This is a genomic window from Methylomonas stagni (assembly GCF_050154735.1).
Taxonomy (GTDB): Bacteria; Pseudomonadota; Gammaproteobacteria; order Methylococcales; family Methylomonadaceae; genus Methylomonas; species Methylomonas koyamae_A.
Genome location: NZ_CP189557.1, coordinates 3,015,200 through 3,036,112, shown reverse-complemented (window position 1 = coordinate 3,036,112; position 20,913 = coordinate 3,015,200). Strand labels below are relative to the sequence as shown.

General features: G+C 58.2%; 18 protein-coding genes. 4 read left to right on the top strand and 14 right to left on the bottom strand.

Annotated elements, in window-relative coordinates:
• Positions 1–9: 9 nt before the first annotated feature.
• The 8 genes from ACP4CD_RS14005 to ACP4CD_RS13970 all read right to left on the bottom strand — a co-directional run bounded on the left by ACP4CD_RS14005 (position 10) and on the right by ACP4CD_RS13970 (position 12,952).
• The gene (locus tag ACP4CD_RS14005; protein ID WP_426991370.1) at positions 10–4,245 is read right to left on the bottom strand and encodes an EAL domain-containing protein; all 4,236 of its coding nucleotides are present in this window, start codon (positions 4,243–4,245) and stop codon (positions 10–12) included.
• A gap of 196 nt (positions 4,246–4,441) precedes the next feature.
• A complete protein-coding gene (locus ACP4CD_RS14000) occupies positions 4,442–5,398 on the bottom strand; it encodes an ABC transporter substrate-binding protein (RefSeq protein WP_426991369.1) in 957 nt (318 codons plus the stop codon).
• 52 nt (positions 5,399–5,450) lie between these two features.
• Entirely contained in the window at positions 5,451–7,598 is a 2,148-nt protein-coding gene (locus ACP4CD_RS13995) for a TonB-dependent receptor plug domain-containing protein (RefSeq protein WP_313729133.1), read from the bottom strand.
• A 120-nt stretch (positions 7,599–7,718) separates the two neighbouring features.
• A complete protein-coding gene (locus tag ACP4CD_RS13990) occupies positions 7,719–8,534 on the bottom strand; it encodes a hypothetical protein (RefSeq protein WP_064031603.1) in 816 nt (271 codons plus the stop codon).
• The gene (locus tag ACP4CD_RS13985; RefSeq protein WP_426991368.1) at positions 8,531–9,340 is read right to left on the bottom strand and encodes a citryl-CoA lyase; all 810 of its coding nucleotides are present in this window, start codon (positions 9,338–9,340) and stop codon (positions 8,531–8,533) included. The genes ACP4CD_RS13990 and ACP4CD_RS13985 overlap by 4 nt, the downstream gene beginning before the upstream one ends.
• Before the next feature lie 8 nt (positions 9,341–9,348).
• Positions 9,349–10,107: an SDR family oxidoreductase gene (locus ACP4CD_RS13980; RefSeq protein ID WP_426991367.1), complete on the bottom strand. Its 759-nt coding sequence runs from the start codon at positions 10,105–10,107 to the stop codon at positions 9,349–9,351.
• Positions 10,108–10,120: 13 nt separating this feature from the next.
• A complete protein-coding gene (locus ACP4CD_RS13975; protein WP_426991365.1) occupies positions 10,121–11,989 on the bottom strand; it encodes a thiamine pyrophosphate-binding protein in 1,869 nt (622 codons plus the stop codon).
• A 564-nt stretch (positions 11,990–12,553) separates the two neighbouring features.
• On the bottom strand, positions 12,554–12,952 hold the full coding sequence (locus ACP4CD_RS13970; protein ID WP_071155851.1) for a DUF805 domain-containing protein: 399 nt from the start codon (positions 12,950–12,952) through the stop codon (positions 12,554–12,556).
• A 172-nt stretch (positions 12,953–13,124) separates the two neighbouring features.
• Between ACP4CD_RS13970 and ACP4CD_RS13965 the strand changes: the two genes are divergently transcribed.
• The gene (locus tag ACP4CD_RS13965; protein WP_064031599.1) at positions 13,125–13,505 is read left to right on the top strand and encodes a lipocalin family protein; all 381 of its coding nucleotides are present in this window, start codon (positions 13,125–13,127) and stop codon (positions 13,503–13,505) included.
• 85 nt (positions 13,506–13,590) lie between these two features.
• Here ACP4CD_RS13965 and ACP4CD_RS13960 read toward each other — a convergent pair whose 3' ends face one another.
• From ACP4CD_RS13960 to ACP4CD_RS13935, 6 genes are all read right to left on the bottom strand, one after another.
• A complete protein-coding gene (locus tag ACP4CD_RS13960; RefSeq protein ID WP_426991363.1) occupies positions 13,591–14,370 on the bottom strand; it encodes a hypothetical protein in 780 nt (259 codons plus the stop codon).
• 278 nt (positions 14,371–14,648) lie between these two features.
• Complete coding sequence (locus ACP4CD_RS13955; RefSeq protein WP_064031597.1) at positions 14,649–14,981, bottom strand: type II toxin-antitoxin system HicB family antitoxin; 333 nt, start codon at positions 14,979–14,981, stop codon at positions 14,649–14,651.
• Positions 14,982–15,022: 41 nt separating this feature from the next.
• Positions 15,023–15,322: a type II toxin-antitoxin system RelE/ParE family toxin gene (locus tag ACP4CD_RS13950; RefSeq protein ID WP_064031596.1), complete on the bottom strand. Its 300-nt coding sequence runs from the start codon at positions 15,320–15,322 to the stop codon at positions 15,023–15,025.
• Positions 15,316–15,504 (bottom strand): hypothetical protein, encoded by a 189-nt coding sequence (locus ACP4CD_RS13945; protein ID WP_064031595.1) that lies wholly within the window; start codon positions 15,502–15,504, stop codon positions 15,316–15,318. The genes ACP4CD_RS13950 and ACP4CD_RS13945 overlap by 7 nt, the downstream gene beginning before the upstream one ends.
• A gap of 20 nt (positions 15,505–15,524) precedes the next feature.
• Positions 15,525–18,968, bottom strand: a complete 3,444-nt coding sequence (gene mfd, locus ACP4CD_RS13940; RefSeq protein ID WP_426991362.1) for a transcription-repair coupling factor — start codon at positions 18,966–18,968, stop codon at positions 15,525–15,527.
• Positions 18,969–19,143: 175 nt separating this feature from the next.
• Positions 19,144–19,890, bottom strand: a complete 747-nt coding sequence (locus tag ACP4CD_RS13935) for a flagellar brake protein (RefSeq protein ID WP_071155857.1) — start codon at positions 19,888–19,890, stop codon at positions 19,144–19,146.
• Positions 19,891–19,969: 79 nt separating this feature from the next.
• On the opposite strand from ACP4CD_RS13935, the gene ACP4CD_RS13930 reads away from it, so the two are divergent.
• The 3 genes from ACP4CD_RS13930 to ACP4CD_RS13920 are packed head-to-tail and all read left to right on the top strand — an operon-like array spanning position 19,970 to position 20,906.
• On the top strand, positions 19,970–20,290 hold the full coding sequence (locus tag ACP4CD_RS13930; protein WP_064031592.1) for a DMT family transporter: 321 nt from the start codon (positions 19,970–19,972) through the stop codon (positions 20,288–20,290).
• Positions 20,290–20,583 carry a DsrH/TusB family sulfur metabolism protein gene (locus tag ACP4CD_RS13925; protein WP_426991361.1) on the top strand — a complete coding sequence of 98 codons (294 nt, stop codon included), beginning with the start codon at positions 20,290–20,292 and terminating at the stop codon, positions 20,581–20,583. The genes ACP4CD_RS13930 and ACP4CD_RS13925 overlap by 1 nt, the downstream gene beginning before the upstream one ends.
• The gene (locus tag ACP4CD_RS13920; RefSeq protein ID WP_064031590.1) at positions 20,574–20,906 is read left to right on the top strand and encodes a TusE/DsrC/DsvC family sulfur relay protein; all 333 of its coding nucleotides are present in this window, start codon (positions 20,574–20,576) and stop codon (positions 20,904–20,906) included. Before ACP4CD_RS13925 ends, ACP4CD_RS13920 begins: the two co-directional genes overlap by 10 nt.
• Positions 20,907–20,913 lie beyond the last annotated feature (7 nt).

The following is a 20,913-nucleotide window of genomic DNA, read 5'->3' as shown; positions in this document are numbered from 1 at the left end:
GGGCGGCGCTTAATGGGCAATGCGGTAAAGCTGTCCGGCGCGCTCCAGGATGGCGGTGAGGTCTTCGGCCGGCATCGGTTTGCCGAACAAGTAGCCTTGGGCTTCGTCGCAATCGTTTTGCATCAGGTATTGGGCTTGTTGCTCGGTCTCCACGCCTTCGGCGATGACCTTGAACTTGAGGATACGGGCGATCGAAATAATCACTAGTACGATGGCGGCCGCGTCGGCGTCGTGCATGATGTTGGCGACGAAGGAGCGGTCGATTTTCAGCTTGTCGAAGGCAAAATGCTTCAGTTGGTTCAAGCTGGAATAGCCGGTGCCGAAGTCGTCTATCGAGATTTGCATGCCGGCTTCGCGCAGTCGAGCCAGAATCTCGCGCTTTTTTTCCGGGTGGCGGATGAATAGACTCTCGGTCAATTCCAACTCGACGTATTGTGGCGGCAGGCCGGTATCGGCGACGATCGCGGTCACCTGATCGGCGAAATCCTCGTGATCCAACTGGCGTGCCGAGACGTTGACGGCAACGCTGAACGGCGGATAGCCGGTTTGCTGCCACAAACGGTTTTGCCGGCAGGCTTCGCGTAACACCCAGGCGCCTATCGTTTCGATCAGACCGATTTCCTCGGCCACCGGGATGAAGGCGTCCGGCGGCACCAAGCCTAGTGTCGGATGTTGCCAGCGGATCAACGCTTCGGCACCGATGATGCGGCCGGAATTCAGATCGATTTGGGGTTGGTAGTGCAGAAAGAATTCGTCGCGCTGTAAGGCCCGGCGCAAATCGCTTTCCAGCCGCAGTTTCGACGATACCGCGAATTCCATGCTGTCTTCGTAAAAACAAAAAGTGTTGCCCTGTTCCTTGGCGCGGTACATCGCGGTGTCGGCGTGTTTGATCAACAAACCGCTGTCGATGCCGTCGGCCGGAAACAAGGAGATGCCGATGCTGCAACTGATATAGAACTCTTGCTCCATCAGCAGGAAGGGCTTGGCGATGGTGTTGCAGATTTTGTCGGCGACCGCCACCGCGACCTGGGCGTTGCCGATTTTTTCCAACAGTAGAATGAATTCGTCGCCGCCGAAGCGGGATACCATGTCTTCCTTGCGCACGCAGCTCTGGATGCGCTCGGCGGCGGCTTTCAACAATTGGTCGCCGACATCGTGGCCCATCGTGTCGTTGGTGAGTTTGAAGCGGTCCAAATCCAGAAATAACACCGCGTGCAATTGCGGGTGGATGCCGTCGGCCTGGATGACCGCGTTCAGCTTGTCCATGAACTGAGCACGGTTGGCCAGATTGGTCAATGGGTCGTGATAAGCCAGGCGGTTCAGCGTGCGCTGGCTGCGGCTGGCATCCAGCAAGTGGGCGATGCGCTTACGCAATACCGTGAAATGGATCGGCTTGGGAATGTAGTCGTTGGCGCCTATCGAGAAGGCCAACTCCACCGAATGTTCGTTTTCCAGCGCGGTGATCATCAAAATCGGCACTTCGGCGCCGTTCGGCAGCGCCCGGATTTTTTGGCAGGCTTCGAAGCCGTCCATCTCCGGCATTAGCGCATCCATCAGGATCAGATCGGCCATTTGCCGTTGACAAAGAGCGACGGCTTGCTGACCGGTGCCGGCCAGGTCGACGATGTAGCCGTCCTTTTCCAGAATATCCTGCAACGCAAAGCGCATCGCGCGGTCGTCGTCGGCCACCAGAATGCGCGGACCTTGCGGCGTGGGCGCGGCGTCGGCGATCGTTTCGGTGCCGATTTCGCGTAGCAGCAATTGTTCGATGAATTGATATTCCTCACGCAATTGGCGCAGCAGCGCTTCGCTGTTTTCAAGGCTATGCTGCTCTCCGGCATCTTCCAGCTGCTTGGCGACGGCCGCGAGCTTATCGGCGCCGAGATTGCGGCTGGCGCCTTTCAGGCTATGGGCGAGTTCGCGAACCTGCCGTGCGTCGTTGGTCGTCAAGGCCAAAGCCAATTGTTGGATTTGGACCGGCGAATCTTCCAGATAAAACCGCACCATCCGCTCGAAACCTTGACCGATTTCGTCGCGCAATTGGCGCAAGACCTGGTCGTCCAAGGTGTTGGGCGTCGCGTTGGCGCGGATATTGGGCGTCGCCGCGACAGGGGCGTTCTCCAGCCAGTGCAGCAGCTTTTCGCGCAACGGCGCCAATTTGATCGGCTTGGCCAGGTAATCGTCCATACCGGCGGCCTGGCACAAGTCGCTGTCGCCTTGTCGGGCGTTGGCGGTCATCGCCACGATCGGAATGCGCGCCAGTGGCTCGGGCAACAGCCGGATGCGGCGAGTGGCTTCGAAACCGTCCATGTTCGGCATGTGGCAATCCATCAAGACCAGGTCGAAGGGTTTGCGCGCCAGCCATTCCAAGGCTTCGTTGCCGGACGCGGCGATTTCGTACGCGCAGCCCAGCCTCTCCAGCATGCCGGCCGCCACCATCTGACTGGCGCGGTTATCCTCGACGATCAGGATTACGCGGCCCAACTCGGCTGAGTACGGCGTTTCGGCGATGGCTTCGACCGGTGCGGACTCCCGGTAATCCTGGCCGACGGTCAGGATGAAGTCGTATAACTTGGATACCTGTACTGGTTTGGTCAGATTGGCGGCCACGTTGGGCAGGCGGGACTGGCCGGCGGTGTTGCCCGGATTGGACAGCAGGATGATTTTCAGGTCGGCCAGCGCCGGATCGTGAGCGATCAAATCCAGCCAACTCAGGTCGCCGGCGTCTTTCAGATCGACGATCGCGAATTGGTACGCCTGGTCCTGTTCGCGCGCCGAGCGCAGCATGTCGACCGCGCGAATGCCGTATTCGCTGTGGCGGTAATGGATTTGCCAATGTTCCAGGGTCTGGGTCAGGAATTGGCGCATCTTGGCGTTTTCGGAAATTACTAGGACGCGCAAATTGGCGAAATAAGCCTGGCGGGCTTCCGACAACGCTTGAGTGCCGCGAGGCGCCTCGAAGGGCACGGTAAACCAGAAGGTGCTGCCGCCGCCGGGCTGGCTGACGACGCCGATCTTGCCGCCCATCAGATTGACCAGTTGCCGACAGATCGCCAAGCCCAGGCCGGCGCCTTCGTGGTGGCGGGTGCTGGAGCCGTCGGCTTGGACGAACGCGTCGAAGATCGTCAGCTGGGCGGCGGCGGAAATGCCGATACCGGTGTCGCTGACCTCGAAGCGCAGCAGATGCAGGTCGGCGCTGGCGCTTTCCACGCTCACCCGAATCGAGATTGCGCCTTGCTCGGTAAATTTCAGCGCGTTCCCGACCAGATTGATCAGCACTTGCCGGACCCTGGAGGCCTCGCCGTTCATCACCAACGGGATTTCGTCGGCGACGGCGTAATGGAGTTGCAGGTTTTTGCGGTGAGCTTGGCCGGCCATCAATTCGACGACTTCGTCCAACGTTTCGTAAAGTACGAAATCCACCGGCTGACGTTTCAACATACCGGCTTCGATCCGGGAAAAGTCGAGGATGTCCTCGATCAATTTCAACAATGCTTCGCCGGCGTTGCGGGCGATCATCGAATATTCGAGTTGCTTGGGCGTCAGGCCCATGTCCTGCAATAGTTCCAACATGCCCAGCACGGCGTTCAGCGGCGTGCGCAATTCGTGGCTGACGTTGGCGGCGAATTCGCCTTTCAATCTCGCCGATTCCAGTGCGGTGTCGCGGGCGCGTTCCAACTGCTTTTCGCGGGTTTCCAATACTTCCATCATCGTATTGAAGGCGCTACCCATATCGGTGATGTCGCGCGGGCCCTGTAATTTGGCTCGGACGTTTTTCGCGCCGGCCGATGCCTTGCCCATTTGCTTGGCCAGCAGTTGGATCGGCAGGGTCAGGCGGCGGGTCATCGCCAGCAGGAACACGAAAAACAGCATGGCCGCGCCGCCCGAGACCAGCAGCGTCGCCCAGAGTATCTGTTTTTTCATCACGTTCAGCGAGTGTTTGCCCTGGGCCAAACGCACGTAACCGATCAACTCCGGTTCGGCCTGGGCCTCGAACGGCGACGCGTCCTGGTCGCCGCCGCGCGCGAACACCGGTGCCACGAAATACCAGGCTTGATCGGTTTCCTGGACCAGACGCAGGTCGTCCGGCCAGCCGGATGCGTCGCCGCCGTCGGGCAGCGTGGTGTCGCCGCGCTCGAACAAGGCTTGCCGGGCGGCGTTGAAAATCGCAACCCCGCGCACGTCCGGGAAGGACAGAAATCGCCGGGCCGGTTCCTCGGCGTTTTCCTTGCTGGCGTAGAGCAAGGCCAGCGCGCTTTGGGCGGCGAAGGCTTCGGTGGATTGGCGGCCCTGGGCGATCCATTGATCGCGAACGATGCGGTAGGACAGGGTCGAAATGCCGAACGAGGACAGTAGCGAGATTGCCAGCAGCCCGACGGTAAAGGTGACCGTCAGTTGTTGTAAAAACTCGCTCCCCGCAGGCGTGGCCTGGCTCGCTGCTTCATTCGGGCTTAGGGGTTGGGAAAACCATGGCGAATTCGCGGCGGGTTTGACTGGAAAAACGCAGGCCTAAATGTTCGGCGGTCCGTAAGTTGACGGCGACCAGCAAATCCCGCAGCAATTTGACCGACTCGAATTTGCCGCCGGGCCTGGCTTGTTGCAAGGCCAAGCTGGCCAAGCTGCGGCCCATGCCGAAATTGTCCGGATACAACGAAAACAACGCGCCTTTGCGGACATGGTCGAGATTGCTGGAGAACACCACGAAGTTTTTCTCCCAGGCTTCCCGGAGCACTTCGGGCAACAGCGATTGTTCGTCCATCGCCGCGTTTTCGCGCGGTAGCCACAACGCGATCGAGTTGTCTTTGATTTCCAGCAGGATCTGCCGGAACAGGTCCGAGGAATCGCGTAGGTTGCCGGTCGGTTGGGCCGTCAGGATCAAGTCCCTCTCCTTGGCGGCACGTTCGGCGTGTTCGATTTCCCAGGCGGTTTGGCGGGGATCGTAAATCACGGTGACTTTTTTGATGTCCGGCACCAATTTTTTCAAATGGTCGAACATCGCTTCCGGGGCCGGCGTCAGACTGATGCCGGCCAAGCCTTGCGGTACCTCGTCCGGGCGGATCATGGTCGCGCCGATCACGACCGGAAAAGCCGCCGAGAGCGGCCTGGCCACAGCCAGTCCGGCGCGGCCCAGCGTGACGACCACGTCGATCCGGTCGTTTTTCAGGGCGCCGATCAAGCGGTCGGCGGCGGTCGAGTCGCGGTCGTTGAGCAGATAGTGGCCGACCGGTTTGCCCAGTTCCTCCTCCATGCCGCGGGCGATTTCCAAAAACACCGAGCGGTAAGGTTCGCGGACATCCGGATAAACGATTGCTACCGTCGGCGTATCGGCTCGCGCGATACCGGCCATCGCCGACAAAAAGACTGCCAATAGCAGCGTGAAAATCAAACGACCGAACAAAATAACTCCTGAATAATGCATGAATGAGCCAGTCGCGGCGACAATTCGTCGGCTAAAAGTTAACGCTGATTTCCCCGTAAAAACTGCGGGTCGCCAGCGGTAAATCGTTGGGGATGGCGGTCGGGCTGCCAACCAAGCTGGGTTCGCGGGCGCTGACGTCAAATAGGTTGCGAACCGAGAACGCCACTTCGACATGTTTGGCCAGATTTTGCCGGCGTAGGGTCAAGTCGACCCAAGTATAGTCGGCTACCGGCTCGCGTGTGTCGCCGTAGCTGCGTTCGCGGCCGACAATCCACTTGGCTTGCGGGCTGAGCGACCAGTCAGGCAGGAATTCCCAATTGGCGCGCAAATAAATCTGGTGATGCGGCGCATAGCCGGCATCGTGATTCAGCGCTTCGTCGCGGCTGCGTTGGTAGGCGTAATTGCCGATCAGTTTCAGATTGTCGGCGGCCTGCCATTCCGCTTCGAACTCGGTGCCGTAACCTTGTTGGGTGCCGGTGTTCCGCGCGGTGGATGTCGTCGAACCGCTGTCCGGCACGAAGCGGATAATATCCTTCCACCAATAGTTGAAGAAGTTCAAGCCCAGGCGCAGGCTGTCGGTCGGCCGGTAGTCGAAACCCAGCTCGAGGTTTTCCATCGTTTCCGGCTTCAAGCGCGGATTGCCGAGCTGCGCCGGGTTGTTGATGATGTACATCTCCTGAAACGACGGCGCGCGGAACGCCGAGCCGTACATCAACTTGGCGGTCAGGTTGTAGTCGGCCTCCCAGATCAACGCGGCGCGCGGATTGAAGGTGTTGCCGAAATCCGAATAGCGGTCGTAGCGGGCGCCGGCGGTCAGCGTCCAGTCGTTGGCGAAATTCCACTGATCCTGCAAAAACAAATAGGCGACCTTGCGGTCGACTTCCGGGATAAAGGTCGACGCGGTGCCCGAAACATCGGTGAGCGGAATGCCCGGTAGCGACGGAATCGGCAGGCCTGTGGTCGGGTCGATACCGAAGTTCTGGCTGACTTTGGCCCGGAACAGACTGTCGTAATTGAAGCCGATACCGCTGCGCAATAAATGTTGCTGAAAACCGGTGTAAGCAATCGATTGGTTGATGCGAACATGGCGTTCCCAGACTTCCGGGTTGCCGATATAGCCGTTCGGGAAGGTGACCGGCGCGCCGAGGCCGATCTGGCCGTTGCCGCCGATCGGCAACGTGGTGCCGGGCGGAAACAGTGTCAAATTGCGTTCGATTTCCTGGGTGGTTTCGAAATAACTGGCTTGGGTGGTCAGATCCCAGTTATCGATATCGTCGTTATGGTAGGTGACGTCGGCATTCCAGCGGTCGCTGGCGTAGCGGTTGATCGGGTCCAGCGCCTGAGCGACGCCCGAGCCGTTACCGAAATCGCCGCGATGTTGCAGGCCGCCGCGAAACCGCCAATGACCGCGCGATAAATCGATGCGGGCGTCGAGGTTGTCGCGCGACAGATTGAGCGGTCCCGGTGCCAACGAGGCTTTCGGCCCCAGGCCCAGACTGTCGAAATAGCTTTGCAGGTCGGCATCGACGATCGAATCCTGGCCGGCGGTCTTGTGGTATTCCAGCGCCAACGCCACGTCGAAGCCGGCCCATTCGCCGCCGTGCAGCGCCCAGCCGTCGTACGTGTCGAAGCTGCCGACCCGGCCGCCCACCTCGGTGCCCTCGATGTCTTGCCGGGTTTTGGTGATGACGTTGATGACGCCGGCGAAGGCGTCGGCGCCGTACACCGCCGAGCCGGGACCGCGCACCACTTCGATCCGGGCGACATCGCGCAGCGGCATGCCGCCCCAGGCCTCGCCTCGGCTGCCGGTATAGGAATTGGTGATCGGGATGCCGTTGACCATCATCAGCACTTGCTGATTGAACTGCGAAAAAATGCCGCGAAAGGTGTAAATCGGGTTATAGCCTATGGTGTTGCGCTCCACATGCAAGCCGGGAACCGTTTCCAACGCCTCGTCGATATCGGTCGCGCCAATCGACTTGATGTCTTCCGCGGTGATGACCGTCGCGATTGACGGCGCTTTGGAAATCGGCTGTTTGTAGCCGCTGGCGATGCTGACCATTTCTTCGCCGCCGTAGATTTGCGATAGGGCTTTTTCTTCTTCCTCGGTCGAAACCGGTTGCGCCGAGGGGCTTGCGCTGACGCAAACCGCGGCGAGGAAGAACAGGCGGCGATGCATGGTGGGCTCCTGAATGGATGTCTTGTCTTGATGGCGAAGCTCGGGTCACCGATGGGCCGGGCCGGTTGCGGAGCATACCAAGCCCGGACCATCGATTGCCAGAGATAATTGAAGCGCAGTTTAGTCGGGCTTTGCGGGATGCCAAGTGCGGCGAGGCGATCCGTCGTAAACAATGCCGTCGCACGGCGTAGGGTAGAGCGTGCCGGCCGGGCGTTCGCTGGCTTCGATATAACCCGGCGGCATTCCTGCCAGAAATACCGGAAAGATGAACAAATACAGCTCGCGTGCGCTCATGCCCAGGTCGCTGCCCAAGGCGGCGACCAGCGCGGCGTAATTCATTTTCATCCGCCAGCGGCCGTTCAACAACATTTGCTCGACCGCCAAGGCCAACTTTAGATAAGGGCCTTGGTCCAGGCCCAATGCCTTCGCCAAATCCAACAACGGACCGATGCGTTCGTCGCCGTTGACTAGCGGCCTGCCGTAACCGCCGATGCCGCGGTGGGTGGCCAGTTCCTCGCGAATACAGGTTTCCAGATCGCCGCCCTGTTCGAGTTGGCGTAACGCGCGGCTGAAAAAGTCGATCGATCGTACGAAAATGCCGCCGCCGTATATTTCCGCTTCCGATACTGCTAGGGCCGCCGCCAGACCCAGCGTCCCGGTGCTACGGGTACTGCCGGCCAAGGCCGCGACCCGATTGTTCCATAGCCGGACATCGGGATAACTGGTGTAAATCCAGATCGCGTGCAGCAATTTCAGTTGGGCTGGGTCGAAGTGGCGGCCGGTGATGCCGAACACGTACAACTCCAGCCAGTCCATGTCTTTTAATTCACTCAGCAAATCGCGGCCGCGAAACACCACGTGGCTGCCGGGGTAAAACTTGCCCATCCGGCTTTTCAAGACGCCGACGTGGCGGTCGAGTAATTTTGCCCCCCTCATGCCGCTTGCTCCACCGGTGGCGTTTCCAATTCGACGACGCCGAACGGAAATTTCTTGTAACCCAGCGGCCGCTGTTCCAAGGCATGCGCCGCCGCGCCCGGCAGACGCAACAGCAGATACAGCATTTCGCTTTGTTCCGGGTCGAAACCCAAATCCGCTAGCGCCGCCGCCGCGACGCCGGACAGTGCCAAAGGCCGGCCGGCCAGTGCTTGCAGCGCCGCCAGATTTTCGATCAGCCAAGGCAGGCGCGGCCCAACGCCGTATTTCGCCAGGCAGTCCAGGGTTTGCCGTACCGGTAGCGAGGTGCCGGCGCCATGGTCGTCGAACCCGGACGGATGCTCGACCGCCGGCCAGACACTGCCCGGATCGGCGGTCAGCGACTCGGTCAGCCAACGCCGCCAGGCGTTCAAATCGGTGCCGCAGCGCAGCCAGCCGTTCGCCGCGTTGTAGACTTCGCGAGCGCCGCCGGCCTGACCGGCGCCGACCGCCAACGCGGCCATCAACGACGAGGCGGCCGGCGAGCCGCACACGCCGCCGCACATGGCCGCATGCACGGCCGGGTCGCGCGGTCCCGGATTCGCCAGCGCCAGCGCCAAGCTGTCCAATAGGGCGGACTGCGCCGGACTCGGCGCTTCCGGCATGAACAACATATACAAGAGATCGGTCCAGCGGGCCCGGCCCAGCATTTCCCCATACACGTCGTAGCCTCGGCAATAGGCGGTGCGGGTGGCGAAACGGTTGTCGGACTCGGCTTCTTCCCGCCAGATGCGGGTGCGTATCGTTGGGATGGTTTGATCGGCGTTCATAATGCCTCCTAGGGTAAACAAACTAAACTGATGCCGCCGTCGACGACGATTTCTTCGCCGACGACATAGGCCGAATCGTCGGACGCCAAAAACAACGCGACCTTGGCGACTTCCTCCGGCGCGCCGAAGCGCTTGATCGGCGAGCGGTCCTCAATATCGGTTTTGATGGCTTGAAACACGTCGCCGGGTAACGGCAGGCGGTTGAAGCCTTCGGTATCGATGGGGCCGGGGTTGATCGCGTTGACCCGTATGCCTTGTCCTATCAAGGTCAATCCCAACGATTGCACCATCGAACGCAAGGCCGCCTTGGTGGCGGCGTACACGCTGAAATTGGGGGTGCCGCTACGGTTGGTGATCGACGTGGTGACGATGATGGAGGCGCCGGGTTTGAGCATCGGCAAGGCTTTTTGGATCGTAAAAAACACGCCCTTGAAATTGACCCGCATGATGCGGTCGAATTGGTCTTCGGTGGTCAGTTCCAACGGTGTCGGTTCGGCGATGCCGGCGTTCAGAAACAGAATGTCCAAAGTTTGAAAATGTTGGCCGACCTGTTCCAGCAGGGCTTCGATGTCGTTCAGACAACCGGCCTCGCTGACGAGGGCCAGCGTGTCGTCGCCCAACTGTTGGCGGGCGGTTTCCAAGCGTTCCGGGTCCCGTCCGGTGATCGCCAGCCGGGCACCCTCGGCGAGGAATAGTTTGGCGCTGGCCAGGCCGATGCCGCTGGAGCCGCCGGTAATCAACGCGGTTTTACCGCTGAGTTTGTTCATGAAGTCGCCCCGCTTATAAGGTGTTGGTCAGGACGCGCATCCGCACGTTCATCGGCGGCTCTTCGTCGGGATCGATCAGCACGTCAAGCAGGGTCGGCCCCTTGCGCGCGCAAATCGCGGCGATATTCAGATTGGCCAAGTCTTGCGGCGAGCGGATCGTGTAAGCGTCGGCGCCGAGGGCGCGGGCCAGGGCCGCGAAGTCGCTGGGCGGCAAGTCGCAACCGATTTGTTCGGCCCCGGCCAAGCGCTGGCCGTGTCTGACCATGCCCAACGACTGATCGTTGAGCACAATAAACACCACCGCCAGACGCTCGGCGACCGCGACCGAAATTTCCTGACCGTTCATCAACATGCTGCCGTCGCCGGTGATGCACACGACCGGCTGACGGCGGTTGGCGATCGCGGTGCCGATTGCGCCGCCGATCGCCCAACCCATCGCCGCGAAATTCATCGTTACCCGCAACCAGCCGCCGTCGGTGCGGCGCAGCCCCGGCGTAATCTTGCGGCCGCCGCCGCCCAATCGGCGTTCGCCGACCCGCCGGTCGATGCCGGGATGCAGATAATGCACGGCCCAGGAGACGCTGTTGCCGGTGTCGGCCAGGAAGCGGGTGGTCGGCGGAAACAGTTGGCCCAATTCGCGCATCAAGCGCTGCGGTTTCAGCGGCGTGGCATCACTTTGATATTTTTCCGGCGCGCTTAACAGTTGGTGGGGATCGTGTTGGTCGACCTTGTGTTCGCGGGAGGCGCGCTGCCGGGCATATTCGAAATTGTCGGTTTTTTGCTGGTGATGCAGGTGCTCGACCAGCCGGCTGAACACCGACAAGATCCGGCCGCGCACGTGCAGCCGGGCCATCGGCGTACGCGACAGGTTTTCCTCGGACTCGTCGATATGAACCAAGCGCTCGTTGAGCAGGCTGTCGCTCCAGCCGCCGCTATTCCACTCGCCCATGTTGGCACCGATGGCTAGGATCAAATCGACTGCTTTGTCTCGCAGCGCGGCGTCGGCGGTTTCGTGGCCGCCGAAACCGAACACGCCCCGGAACAACGGATGGCGGGGATTGACCAGGCCTTTGCCGTCGGGCGTGGTGACTAGCGGCGTGCCTTTCAGCGCGGCGAATTGCAGAATCGAACCGATCGCTTCGCCGCAGCCGCCGCCGATCAGCAGAACGACGTTTTGGGCCTCGGCCAGCATGTCGCGCAGTTCGGTGATGGCGTCGTCGTCCACCATCGACGACGGCGCCAGCAGTTGCTCCAGGTTGTAGGACGGTGTGCCGCGGCTGCAGGGGCTGCGGAACACATCCACCGGCACGGTCAGATGCGACGGTCCGCGCGGGGCGCGAATCGCCCGTTGCAGCGCGGTCACCAGTTTGGTTTCCAATTGCTTGGGGTGGGAGACCAACGAGTTGTATAGCGTGCAATGCCGGAACATGCCCAGCGTGTTGATGCCGGTGCACGAGGATTCTTGCAAGGGGTATTTGCCGAACGCCGGCAGGGCCGGCTGGCCGGTAATGACCAACATCGGAATGTTGTTGTCGTAAGCGCAGGCCACGCCGGTAATCAGGTTGGTGGCGCCGGGACCCGATGTCGAGCAGCAGACGCCGATTTTGCCGGTTTCCCGAGCGTAGCCGTCGGCCATGAAGGCGGCACCGGCTTCGTGGCGGGCCAACACGTGACGGATACCGCCGCGCCGGCTGCTACGGGCGATGGCGTTGTAGAGCGGCTCGATGGCGCCGCCGGGAACGCCGAAAACGTATTCGACCCCCATCTGTTCCAGATAGGCGACCAGCAGATCGGCGATGTCCGCCGGCTGCGAATGTCTGGGGTCGGCGATGTCGTCGATTAGGTCTGTATGGTGATGAATCAGGGAAATTTGCGCGCTCATGGTTACCCCGCGAGGTTAAACAATACCGGGTTATCGATAGCCGAATGGTTCGGGTGCCGGAACAGCGCCGCCGCGCTGCTTGCGGCAGGGTTGGCCGAACTTGGCCGGTGCGGTTCCGAAGAGAAAGTGTAGAGGAGCAATTTCCGCCGGTAGCGCGGGGGAATCGGGAGCGTTTCCAAATCGGGAGGGATTTTACGCGTGGCGGATAGTGGCGCGGCCGGATTGGCGGCTAAGCTTGGCCGGGGTACGCTTTATTCCAAGGCCGCTCGGGTTTTCTGTATCTTTTTGAGAAAATCGGCAAGCGTTGTCGCTCTGCTGCAAGCTCGATTGATCGCGAGGCGCCGACGGGCATTTAGGCGCTGGAAGGACAAGTCCAATCTGTGAAGAGGCTAACAAACGAATTTGCCTTGCCCGCGATTTGATGGAAGCGACGGCTGAGAAATGCCCGCCTTCAGGCTAACGGATTTGCGAAGTGGATCGCAAATTCATCGGAGTCGCCAGATGCCGATTGCGGCGAACAGGCCGGGCTGGCGAGTGCTGGCTTTGACGGCTGGCGACCAAGCGTTACCGAAACAGCCAAATCGCCAACCAGGGCACTACCAGAATCGCCAAGCCGGTTTGCCAGGTTGCTAAGGATGCGTTGGGCGGCGGCGGTTCCAGACGGTCGGCATCCGGGCTGCTGGGAATAAAGGCCAGTATGAGGGCGACCAGCAGCATGAACGGCGGCGCAAACAAAAATCCCAGTAAAATGCCCCACGCCGACGAGCCCAGATCGCGAGCGCGTTTGATCATTGCCGTGATGCCGAACAGACCGAGACCTCCGACCAAGGCCCAATAAAAACCATTGCGGATGTCGTCGGACCACTGCTCCGGCCGCAGTTCCAGCATGTAGATCACCAGCGCGGCATTCAAAAGACTGGGCAGGCCCAGGGCGATAAAGCGGGAGCGGTCGTAACGAAGCATGTTCGCGGGTATTCCGAAAGGTGGCGCAAGTTGGGATTTTAACGCATTCGGATTGACGCGCGCCCGTTCTTACGAACGGCGGCCGGCCGCGCTAGCTTGAATATTAGGTACTTTACGTCGCCCGGAGCGTAGAATGCGACCCTCCTATATCAATAAAAGTCGGGGGTTGGACATGAAGAACATAACATTAGCGCTGGTTTTGTCGGTCGTCGCAAGCCAGGCGTTTGCCGATGTCCCGCTGCAATCCGGCGACGAAGTACAAGGCAGTTGGAAACTGGAATACACCAAAAAATCGGCGGCGACTCAAGAAACCATCAAGCGGGAAGACACGTGGACCTTTGGCGCCGGCAAGGTCACGATCACCCATATCCCGCGCGAAGGCAGCTATTACGACCAATCGCCGGTCAATTACGAAGTGGAAAACGGTAAATTGAAAATTTCGCTGCTAGGCCGGTCGGATAAATTCGATATCTTCTCGCTGGTCGAAAAGGACGATAAGACGATGACGTTAAAAGGCAAGTTTGGGGATATTTACCACTTTAATAAGAAATAGATTTAAAGAATTGTTTGGCGGCTTCGCGGTGGCAGGCCGCCTCACTTTATTTGGAGTTGTGGAGGGTACGCGCCGCGTACCATTTTCAGATCATACAAGGGCGGATGCCAAGAGGCGATCCGCCTGTAGGCTTCCGCCGTACGGACTTACGAAAATACCAATTCCGGCAAAAAAATAGTAACGATGTTAACAAAAGCAGTGCCGAACTCGGAATAGGCACTTCGCTGACAGTAATGTGATATTCGAGAGCGTTAAAGGCGAATCCATGAACAAATAATCTAGTAGATAACCCCGCCTCCGAATTGAATATCCCTTCGAAAATAGTGTCATCGGCTAATAACTTTTGGTTGAGCAATTCCCAATCCCCAAGCAAGATATTGTCTGGATCGCGGTTTTGAAAAATAGCAATATAAACTTCTTCTAAATCAGCGAGTTCTCTATTCAGTGTTAATTTAATTTTAAACGTTCCTGACAGATTGCTACCCAGATCATACGGCAAAAATTGAGGAACATTGAATTGCCCCCAATCAAAGACGCCGGCCGGATTTGGCGCTAACGATGCTTCAACGTCCAATGGGGTTTTTTGGGTTCCGGCGGGTGCGGATTGGTAAAAAATACTTGAACTCGTTGCTCCGTACCCATTTGAACCATAAAAGGCCCGATAAGAGCCAAGACTCTGGCATTCTCCACCAATCAAACACCAGGTAAATGGAGTGCTATCCACCCATACGATGCTAGTGATGGGCTTGGTTAGATCGTAAATAGGAGCCCAAAAGAATGATGCATTGGCAGTTTTGCAAGCGCCAAGAAGCACTAGTAAACCAAACAACTTTGTGAGTCCATACAGTTTTTCGAGAAAAAACATAACAATTCCTCCTTTATTTTTGCCGAATAATTTGTGCGCCCCTGCTTGCAGCATATTGATTTAACTTGTCGACGGCGGTCAAAAGCAGGTGAGTTTTCTTGGAAAAATGGATATTTTTAAGAGTTTAGAGGCGTATGCTGCATCATGGCGTGCCAACTCTGACGGGAAGCTAAACATGCCTTATTCCTATGCTCCCGCGTGGGGTGATGGGTTAAGATTTAAACATCCGAATTCGTTCCCGCAGAAGACTCTATGAACTAGTCTGGCATCGAATAGTGTCAGATGTGTGACGCTTCATTCAACACTTCCGTCGCCCATTGATTCAGGCTTTTGCCTTTCGCTTTGGCGGTTACTAGCGCTGCGGCGTGGATTTCGTGTGGTATGCGCAGCATCAGTTTGCCGCTAGCCGGTTTTTCCGGCGGTTTGCCGATGCGGGCGCAAGTTTCCAGATAATCGTCCACCGCTTCCTCGAAAGCGCTGCGCAATTCGGTCACAGTATCGGCATGAAAGCCGATGACATCTTGAATGCCCAGCAAGCGCCCAACCAACAAGTTGTTTCTGTCGTCGAAATCGATGCGGGCGGTATAGCCTTTGTAAGTCATGCTGTTCATGCTCTGACTCCAATAATTGCCGTACCCTTGGATTTGCGCGTTTATTGGTCTATCGATAAGTCCGAATTTTTGAAATCGCGGCGTTTATGAACCACTGTGACAACATAGGCTTGATTAAACTTAATTTGGTAAATGATTCTCCAAGAATGCACGCCGATTTCCCTTAATTCCTGTTGTTCAAACTCGGGCACTTTTTTACCGAGGTAAGGAGACACCAGCAGGCTGTCGGTTTTTTGTATCAATTCCCGGATGATGCGTTTGGCAGTAAGCGGTGAATCCTGCGCGATGTAATCATGAATGGCTTTGAGGTCTGTTCTGGCGCGAGGCGTCCAAATTACCATTGCTCGATTTCGCGTAGCAAGATCTCGCTGCTAATGCCCTTGCCGTGCTCTACATCTTCTAGCCCCTGATATATTTTGTTCAGAACGTAGAGCCGATACACGATTTCTTCAAAATCTACCGTGTCTGGCAATAGATTGATGGCGGCGATGGCTTCTTGCTTGGCGGTTTGACAGTGCGACATATTACCTCCAAAAATTAAAATCAAGATTTAGGCGCCAATCGTATCAACAACTTCTCCAAAAACGCCACCTTATCCTCCATATCCTTAAACGTGTTGGTAAAGCGCAATTTATCGGCGCCGTCGAATTTGTAGACCTGCGACTGGCTTTGGATCATCAGGATTAGCTCGGCGGTATCGATTTGCGGCGTGGCGGTAAACACGATGCGGCCGCCGCTGGCGTGGGCTTCGATTTTCTTGATGCCCAGGTGAGCGGCATGTTGCTTGAGTTCGGTGACCGCGAACAAGGCTTTGACTTGATCCGGCAACAAGCCGAAGCGGTCGATCATTTCGATCTTGAGCTTACGCAAATCATCCTCGATTTCGGCGCTGGCGATGCGTTTGTACAGCACCAGGCGGGCGTGGATGTCGGGCAGATAGTCTTCCGGGATCAACGCGGCGACTTGCAAGTCCACTTCAGGGCCGTAATCCAGCGGCGCGTCCAGCTCCGGTTGCTTGCCGGATTTCAAGGCCTTGACCGCGCGTTCCAGCAATTCGGTATACAGGGTAAAGCCGATTTCCTGAATCTGGCCGCTTTGTTCGTCGCCCAACAGCTCACCGGCGCCGCGGATTTCCATGTCGTGCGAGGACAGCATGAAGCCGGCGCCGAGTTCGCCGGAGGTTTCGAAAGCTTCCAGGCGTTTGATCGCGTCCTTGGTCATCAAAGACTTGGGCGGCACGATGCAGTAAGCATAAGCGCGGTGATGCGAACGGCCGACCCGGCCGCGCAATTGATGCAACTGGGCCAGACCGAGCTTGTCGGCGCGATTGATGACGATGGTGTTGGCGCTGGGAATGTCGATACCGCTTTCGATAATCGTCGTCGCGATCAATAGATTGAAGCGCTGGTGGTAGAAATCCAGCATGATTTGCTCCAGCTCTCGCTCGGCCATCTGGCCGTGGGCAATCTGAATGCGGGCATCCGGCACCAGTTCGCCGAGTTCGCGCATCATCTTGTCCATGGTCTTGACATCGTTGTGCAAGAAAAACACCTGGCCGCCACGTTTGATTTCGCGCTGGCAGGCTTCCTGGATTTGCGAGTCTATCCATTCGCTGACGAAGGTCTTGATCGCATGGCGGTTGGGCGGCGGCGTGGCGATGATCGAGATGTCGCGTAGGCCGGCCATCGCCATGTTCAAGGTGCGCGGAATCGGCGTCGCGGTCAGCGTCAGCAAATCCAGTTCGTAGCGCAGCTTTTTGAAATGTTCCTTTTGGGTGACGCCGAAACGGTGTTCTTCGTCGATGATCACCAGACCCAAGGCCTTGTATTTCATCTCTTTGGATAACAGCTTATGCGTGCCGATGACGATGTCGACCTTGCCGTCGGCCAGATCGTCGGCGATGGCGTTTTGCTGCTTGGCGGTGACGAAACGCGAGGTGACTTCGACGCGCACCGGCCAGTCGGCGAAGCGGTCGCGGAAGTTTTGATAGTGCTGTTGCGCCAGCAGGGTAGTCGGCACCAATACCGCGACCTGTTTGCCGCTTTGCACCGCGACGAAGGCCGCGCGCATCGCCACTTCGGTCTTGCCGAAACCGACGTCGCCGCAGACCACGCGGTCCATCGGTTGCGGCGCGGCCATGTCCTGCAAGATGGCTTCGATCGCGCTGAGCTGGTCCGGGGTTTCCTCGAACGGGAAGGCGGCGGCGAAGGCGTTGTAATCGCTGTTGTCGATGTTGAAGGCAAAGCCCGCGCGGGCGGCGCGTTTGGCGTGGATGTCCAGCAATTCGGCGGCCACGTCGCGGGCCCGCTCCATGGCTTTTTGCTTGGCCTTGCTCCATTGCTCGCTACCGAGTTTATGCAGCGGCGCGTTTTCGGCACTGACGCCGCTGTAGCGGCCGATCAAATGCAAGGAGGCCACCGGCACGTAAATCTTGTCGCCGCCGGCATATTCCAACATTAGAAATTCGGCTTCGATGCCGCCGACCGTCAAGGTCTGCAAGCCCAGATAACGACCGACGCCGTGTTCCTGGTGTACCACCGGCGAGCCGATGCTCAGTTCGTCGAGATTGTTGAAGATGTTTTCCAGCGCGCGGGCGGCGGATTTGGCCCGGCGCCGGCGTTGCTGGACTTTCTCGCCGCTGAGCTGGCTTTCGGTGATGATGGCCAGTTTTGGCTCTTCGAGCCATAAACCTTGGTCCAGCGGCGCGACGACGATGCAGGGCGAATCCTCGCCGCGTAAAAACTCCGGCCAGCTCTGTATCTGTTTGGCGCTCAGCTTGACGCTTTTTAGCTTGTCGATCAGGCCTTCGCGGTGGCCGGCGGTTTCGGCGACGAATAGCACCTTTCCGGAAAAGCCTTCGATAAACTGCCGCAAGCGTTGCGCGGGCTCTTTCAAGCGGCTGTCGATCGCGACGTCGGGTAGAACCCTGCAATCGAGCGATTCGCCGTGTTCGGCTTGATTGTCCAGCACGATACGGCTGAAGCCGGCGATGTGGTGCTGGATTTCCTCGGTCGACAAAAACAAACGTTCCGGCGGCAACAACGGCCGGTCGACATCGTATTTGCGCTGCTGATAACGCTCGTCGGCTTCGTGGTAAAACCGTTCGGCGTCGCCGGCGAAGTCGGCCGGCAACACGAATAACGCGGTCTGAGGCAAGTAGGCGAGCAGCGATTCGGTACGTTCAACGAACAAGGGTAAGTAATATTCGATCCCGGCCGGGGCGATTTGCTTGGAAACGTCGAGGTAGAGAGGGTTTTTCGGCGAGGCATTCGGGAACTGTTCGCGAAAGGCCTGGCGGAAGCGTTTGATCGCGTCGTCGCTAAACGGGAATTCGCGGGCCGGAAACAACTCGATCTTTGGCATTTTGTCTTGCGACATCTGCGTGTCGGGATCGAAGCTGCGGATCGATTCGACGTCGTCGTCGAACAGCTCGATGCGGTAGGGCTGTTTTGACCCCATCGGAAACAAATCCAGAATCGAGCCGCGCACCGCGAATTCGCCGTGCTGGTAGACTTGCGACACACACTGGTAGCCCACCGCTTCCAGCTTGGCGCGAGTTAGCTCCAGGCTCAAGGTGCCGCCGACTTCGATCGCAAAACTGTGAGCGAGGATGTGCTCGCGCGGCGCCAGCCGGTGCATCAGCGTCGAGACCGGTACGATCAGCGCGCCGCGCTTGGTTTCCGGCAACAAGGCCAGCGTTCGCAGGCGTTCGGAGATGATTTCGGGTAGCGGCGAGAATACGTCGTAGGGTAGGGTTTCCCAGTCGGGGAATTGCAGGATGGGGTAGGCGTTGTCGAGAAAAAACGCCAGTTCGTGTTCCAGCCGTAGCGCGGTTTGAGTGTCCTGGGTGACGATAACCAACAGGCGCTTTTCCTGGGTAATCGCACTGGCCAGCGCTAGCGAGTCGCCGCAGCCGCTCAGGTCTTTGAAAGTTTGAGTGGCGGCGGAATCGGGTAGACTGGGAAGTTTGAGTGGCGAGCGAGTCATCGGTTATTGGCGGTGGAGAATGGCGAGGTGTGTGGCTGAAATTTGACGGTCGCGCTGGCCGCGCAAGTCGCCTGAAAAGTCTTGAGCGGAGATTGGTGGCTGGTATGCGCTTGAATCTTCGGAGGAGCGCCGACGTAAGAGCGAATCGACTGTCTGCCGATGATCTTGGCGCGCGCTAACCGATGTTTTTTTGTTGCCGCTCGATGTCTTGGACGTAACGTTGAATGCTGGATTCGAACATCTGCGAAACTTGGGTGAACTGGCAGCCGACCCGCTGCTGTTTACCGGCCGCTCCGGCCCGCATGGTGGCGATATCGCGGACCATGATGCCGACATTGGCGCGGCTGCCGTCGTTTAGATACAGCGCGCAATCGCCATGTTCGGCGCCCTGTTGCAGGAATTCGGAGAACTTGGTGTCGTTTACCAGCATCGCGAATCCGGAAATGCTCAGATCGGCCAACGGAAAAATCCCCGAGAGCGTTTGCGGATTGTTGTCTTCATCCACGGTGCGAAACTCGATTTCACAGAAACTGTTTTTATGCGAGAGCGGAATTTTTACTCGATAAAACTGGCGGCGCTGCATCCAAAATATCGCGTCCGGCAACGGCATCGCTAGAACCTGCATGCCGTTACGCTCGGTTTTTTTGATGGCTTTGCCCCGGAACGATACTTTGATACCGTCGAACTCGGTACGGAACAGGACTTTCGCCGAAGTCAGCAATTGTCGGTTCAGTTGCTCGTTGGGCGCGACATCGAGCGCCAGCAGATTGGCTTTCTGGTCGAGCTCGACGATGGTGGTCAAGAACGAAGCGTTGTCTTCGCCGAAATTCGCGGCGATGATGCACTTGTTTTTTACCAAGTCGGTCAAATGGCCATAAATCATTTTGGCGTTGCGAACGAGGTAGTCGGATTCTTTTTCCATTTACAGGGCTAAATAATGCGGTTTGACAGAAACGCTATTGTAAAATGCTCCGATTATAGCGTATGTCCGAGGAGAGTTGATGGGTTGGCTGTTGCTGTTGGCGGCGGGTTGTTCGGAGATCGTATTCGCGATCAGTCTTAAATTTAACGACGGCTTTACCAAGCTGTGGCCGAGCGTGGTGACCGGGATTTCCGGCGCCGGCAGTTTTTACCTGTTGATGTTGGCAATCAGAACCTTACCGCTGGGCACCGCGTACGCCGTTTGGACCGGTATGGGCGCGGTCGGCGTGGCGATCGTCGGCATTTTCCTGTTCAAGGAATCTTCCGATTGGATACGGCTGGCTTCGATTCTGTTGATCGTGATAGGCATCGTCGGCTTGAAACTGACCCATACCGAATAATGTTGCATATCGTGGCTTCCTCGCCGGTCAGGCCGGAATGGCTAGAGCGTATCGGCTCGGGCGATGATGTCGTGCTGTTGGATGCCGCCGCGTTGTCGGCTCACGCCGGACATCGGGATAACCCGCTGTTGCAAAGCGTGCTGGATCGGGAATGTGGGGTTTTCGTGTTACGGGAATACGCCGAGGCCTGCGGACTTGCGCCGGACGCCGCGATGGCCGGCGTGGCCTGGACGGATTACGCCGGGTTGGTCGATTTGACTGTCAAGCATCCGGTGGCTCATACATGGCGTTGATAGTCGACGGTGCCGAATTGGCTACGACCGATGACGGGTTTTTGCGGAGTGCCGATCTGTGGAATCGCAACGTCGCCGACGAATTGGCGCGTCTGGAAGGCTTGGTGATCGAAGAGGCGCATTGGGAGATTTTGCTGTTTATCCGCGATTACTATCGAAAATTCCAGCATTTGCCGAATGCCCGGATGTTCGTCGCCGCGGTACGCAAAACCCTGGGTGAAGAAAAAGGCAATAGCCGCTATCTGCAAAAATTGTTTCCGCAAGGCCCGTTGAAATACGCCTGCAAAATCGCCGGCCTGCCCAAGCCGCCCACCTGTTTATAGTGTTATC

Coding starts and splice junctions, on each gene's coding strand:
- ACP4CD_RS13995 (WP_313729133.1), bottom strand. CDS start 7,598: ATGCATCGCCGCCTGTTCTTCCTCGCCGCGGTTTGCGTCAGCGCAAGC.
- ACP4CD_RS13990 (WP_064031603.1), bottom strand. CDS start 8,534: ATGAGGGGGGCAAAATTACTCGACCGCCACGTCGGCGTCTTGAAAAGC.
- ACP4CD_RS13985 (WP_426991368.1), bottom strand. CDS start 9,340: ATGAACGCCGATCAAACCATCCCAACGATACGCACCCGCATCTGGCGG.
- ACP4CD_RS13980 (WP_426991367.1), bottom strand. CDS start 10,107: ATGAACAAACTCAGCGGTAAAACCGCGTTGATTACCGGCGGCTCCAGC.
- ACP4CD_RS13975 (WP_426991365.1), bottom strand. CDS start 11,989: ATGAGCGCGCAAATTTCCCTGATTCATCACCATACAGACCTAATCGAC.
- ACP4CD_RS13970 (WP_071155851.1), bottom strand. CDS start 12,952: ATGCTTCGTTACGACCGCTCCCGCTTTATCGCCCTGGGCCTGCCCAGT.
- ACP4CD_RS13965 (WP_064031599.1), top strand. CDS start 13,125: ATGAAGAACATAACATTAGCGCTGGTTTTGTCGGTCGTCGCAAGCCAG.
- ACP4CD_RS13960 (WP_426991363.1), bottom strand. CDS start 14,370: ATGTTTTTTCTCGAAAAACTGTATGGACTCACAAAGTTGTTTGGTTTA.
- ACP4CD_RS13955 (WP_064031597.1), bottom strand. CDS start 14,981: ATGAACAGCATGACTTACAAAGGCTATACCGCCCGCATCGATTTCGAC.
- ACP4CD_RS13950 (WP_064031596.1), bottom strand. CDS start 15,322: ATGGTAATTTGGACGCCTCGCGCCAGAACAGACCTCAAAGCCATTCAT.
- ACP4CD_RS13945 (WP_064031595.1), bottom strand. CDS start 15,504: ATGTCGCACTGTCAAACCGCCAAGCAAGAAGCCATCGCCGCCATCAAT.
- mfd (WP_426991362.1), bottom strand. CDS start 18,968: ATGACTCGCTCGCCACTCAAACTTCCCAGTCTACCCGATTCCGCCGCC.
- ACP4CD_RS13935 (WP_071155857.1), bottom strand. CDS start 19,890: ATGGAAAAAGAATCCGACTACCTCGTTCGCAACGCCAAAATGATTTAT.
- ACP4CD_RS13930 (WP_064031592.1), top strand. CDS start 19,970: ATGGGTTGGCTGTTGCTGTTGGCGGCGGGTTGTTCGGAGATCGTATTC.
- ACP4CD_RS13925 (WP_426991361.1), top strand. CDS start 20,290: ATGTTGCATATCGTGGCTTCCTCGCCGGTCAGGCCGGAATGGCTAGAG.
- ACP4CD_RS13920 (WP_064031590.1), top strand. CDS start 20,574: ATGGCGTTGATAGTCGACGGTGCCGAATTGGCTACGACCGATGACGGG.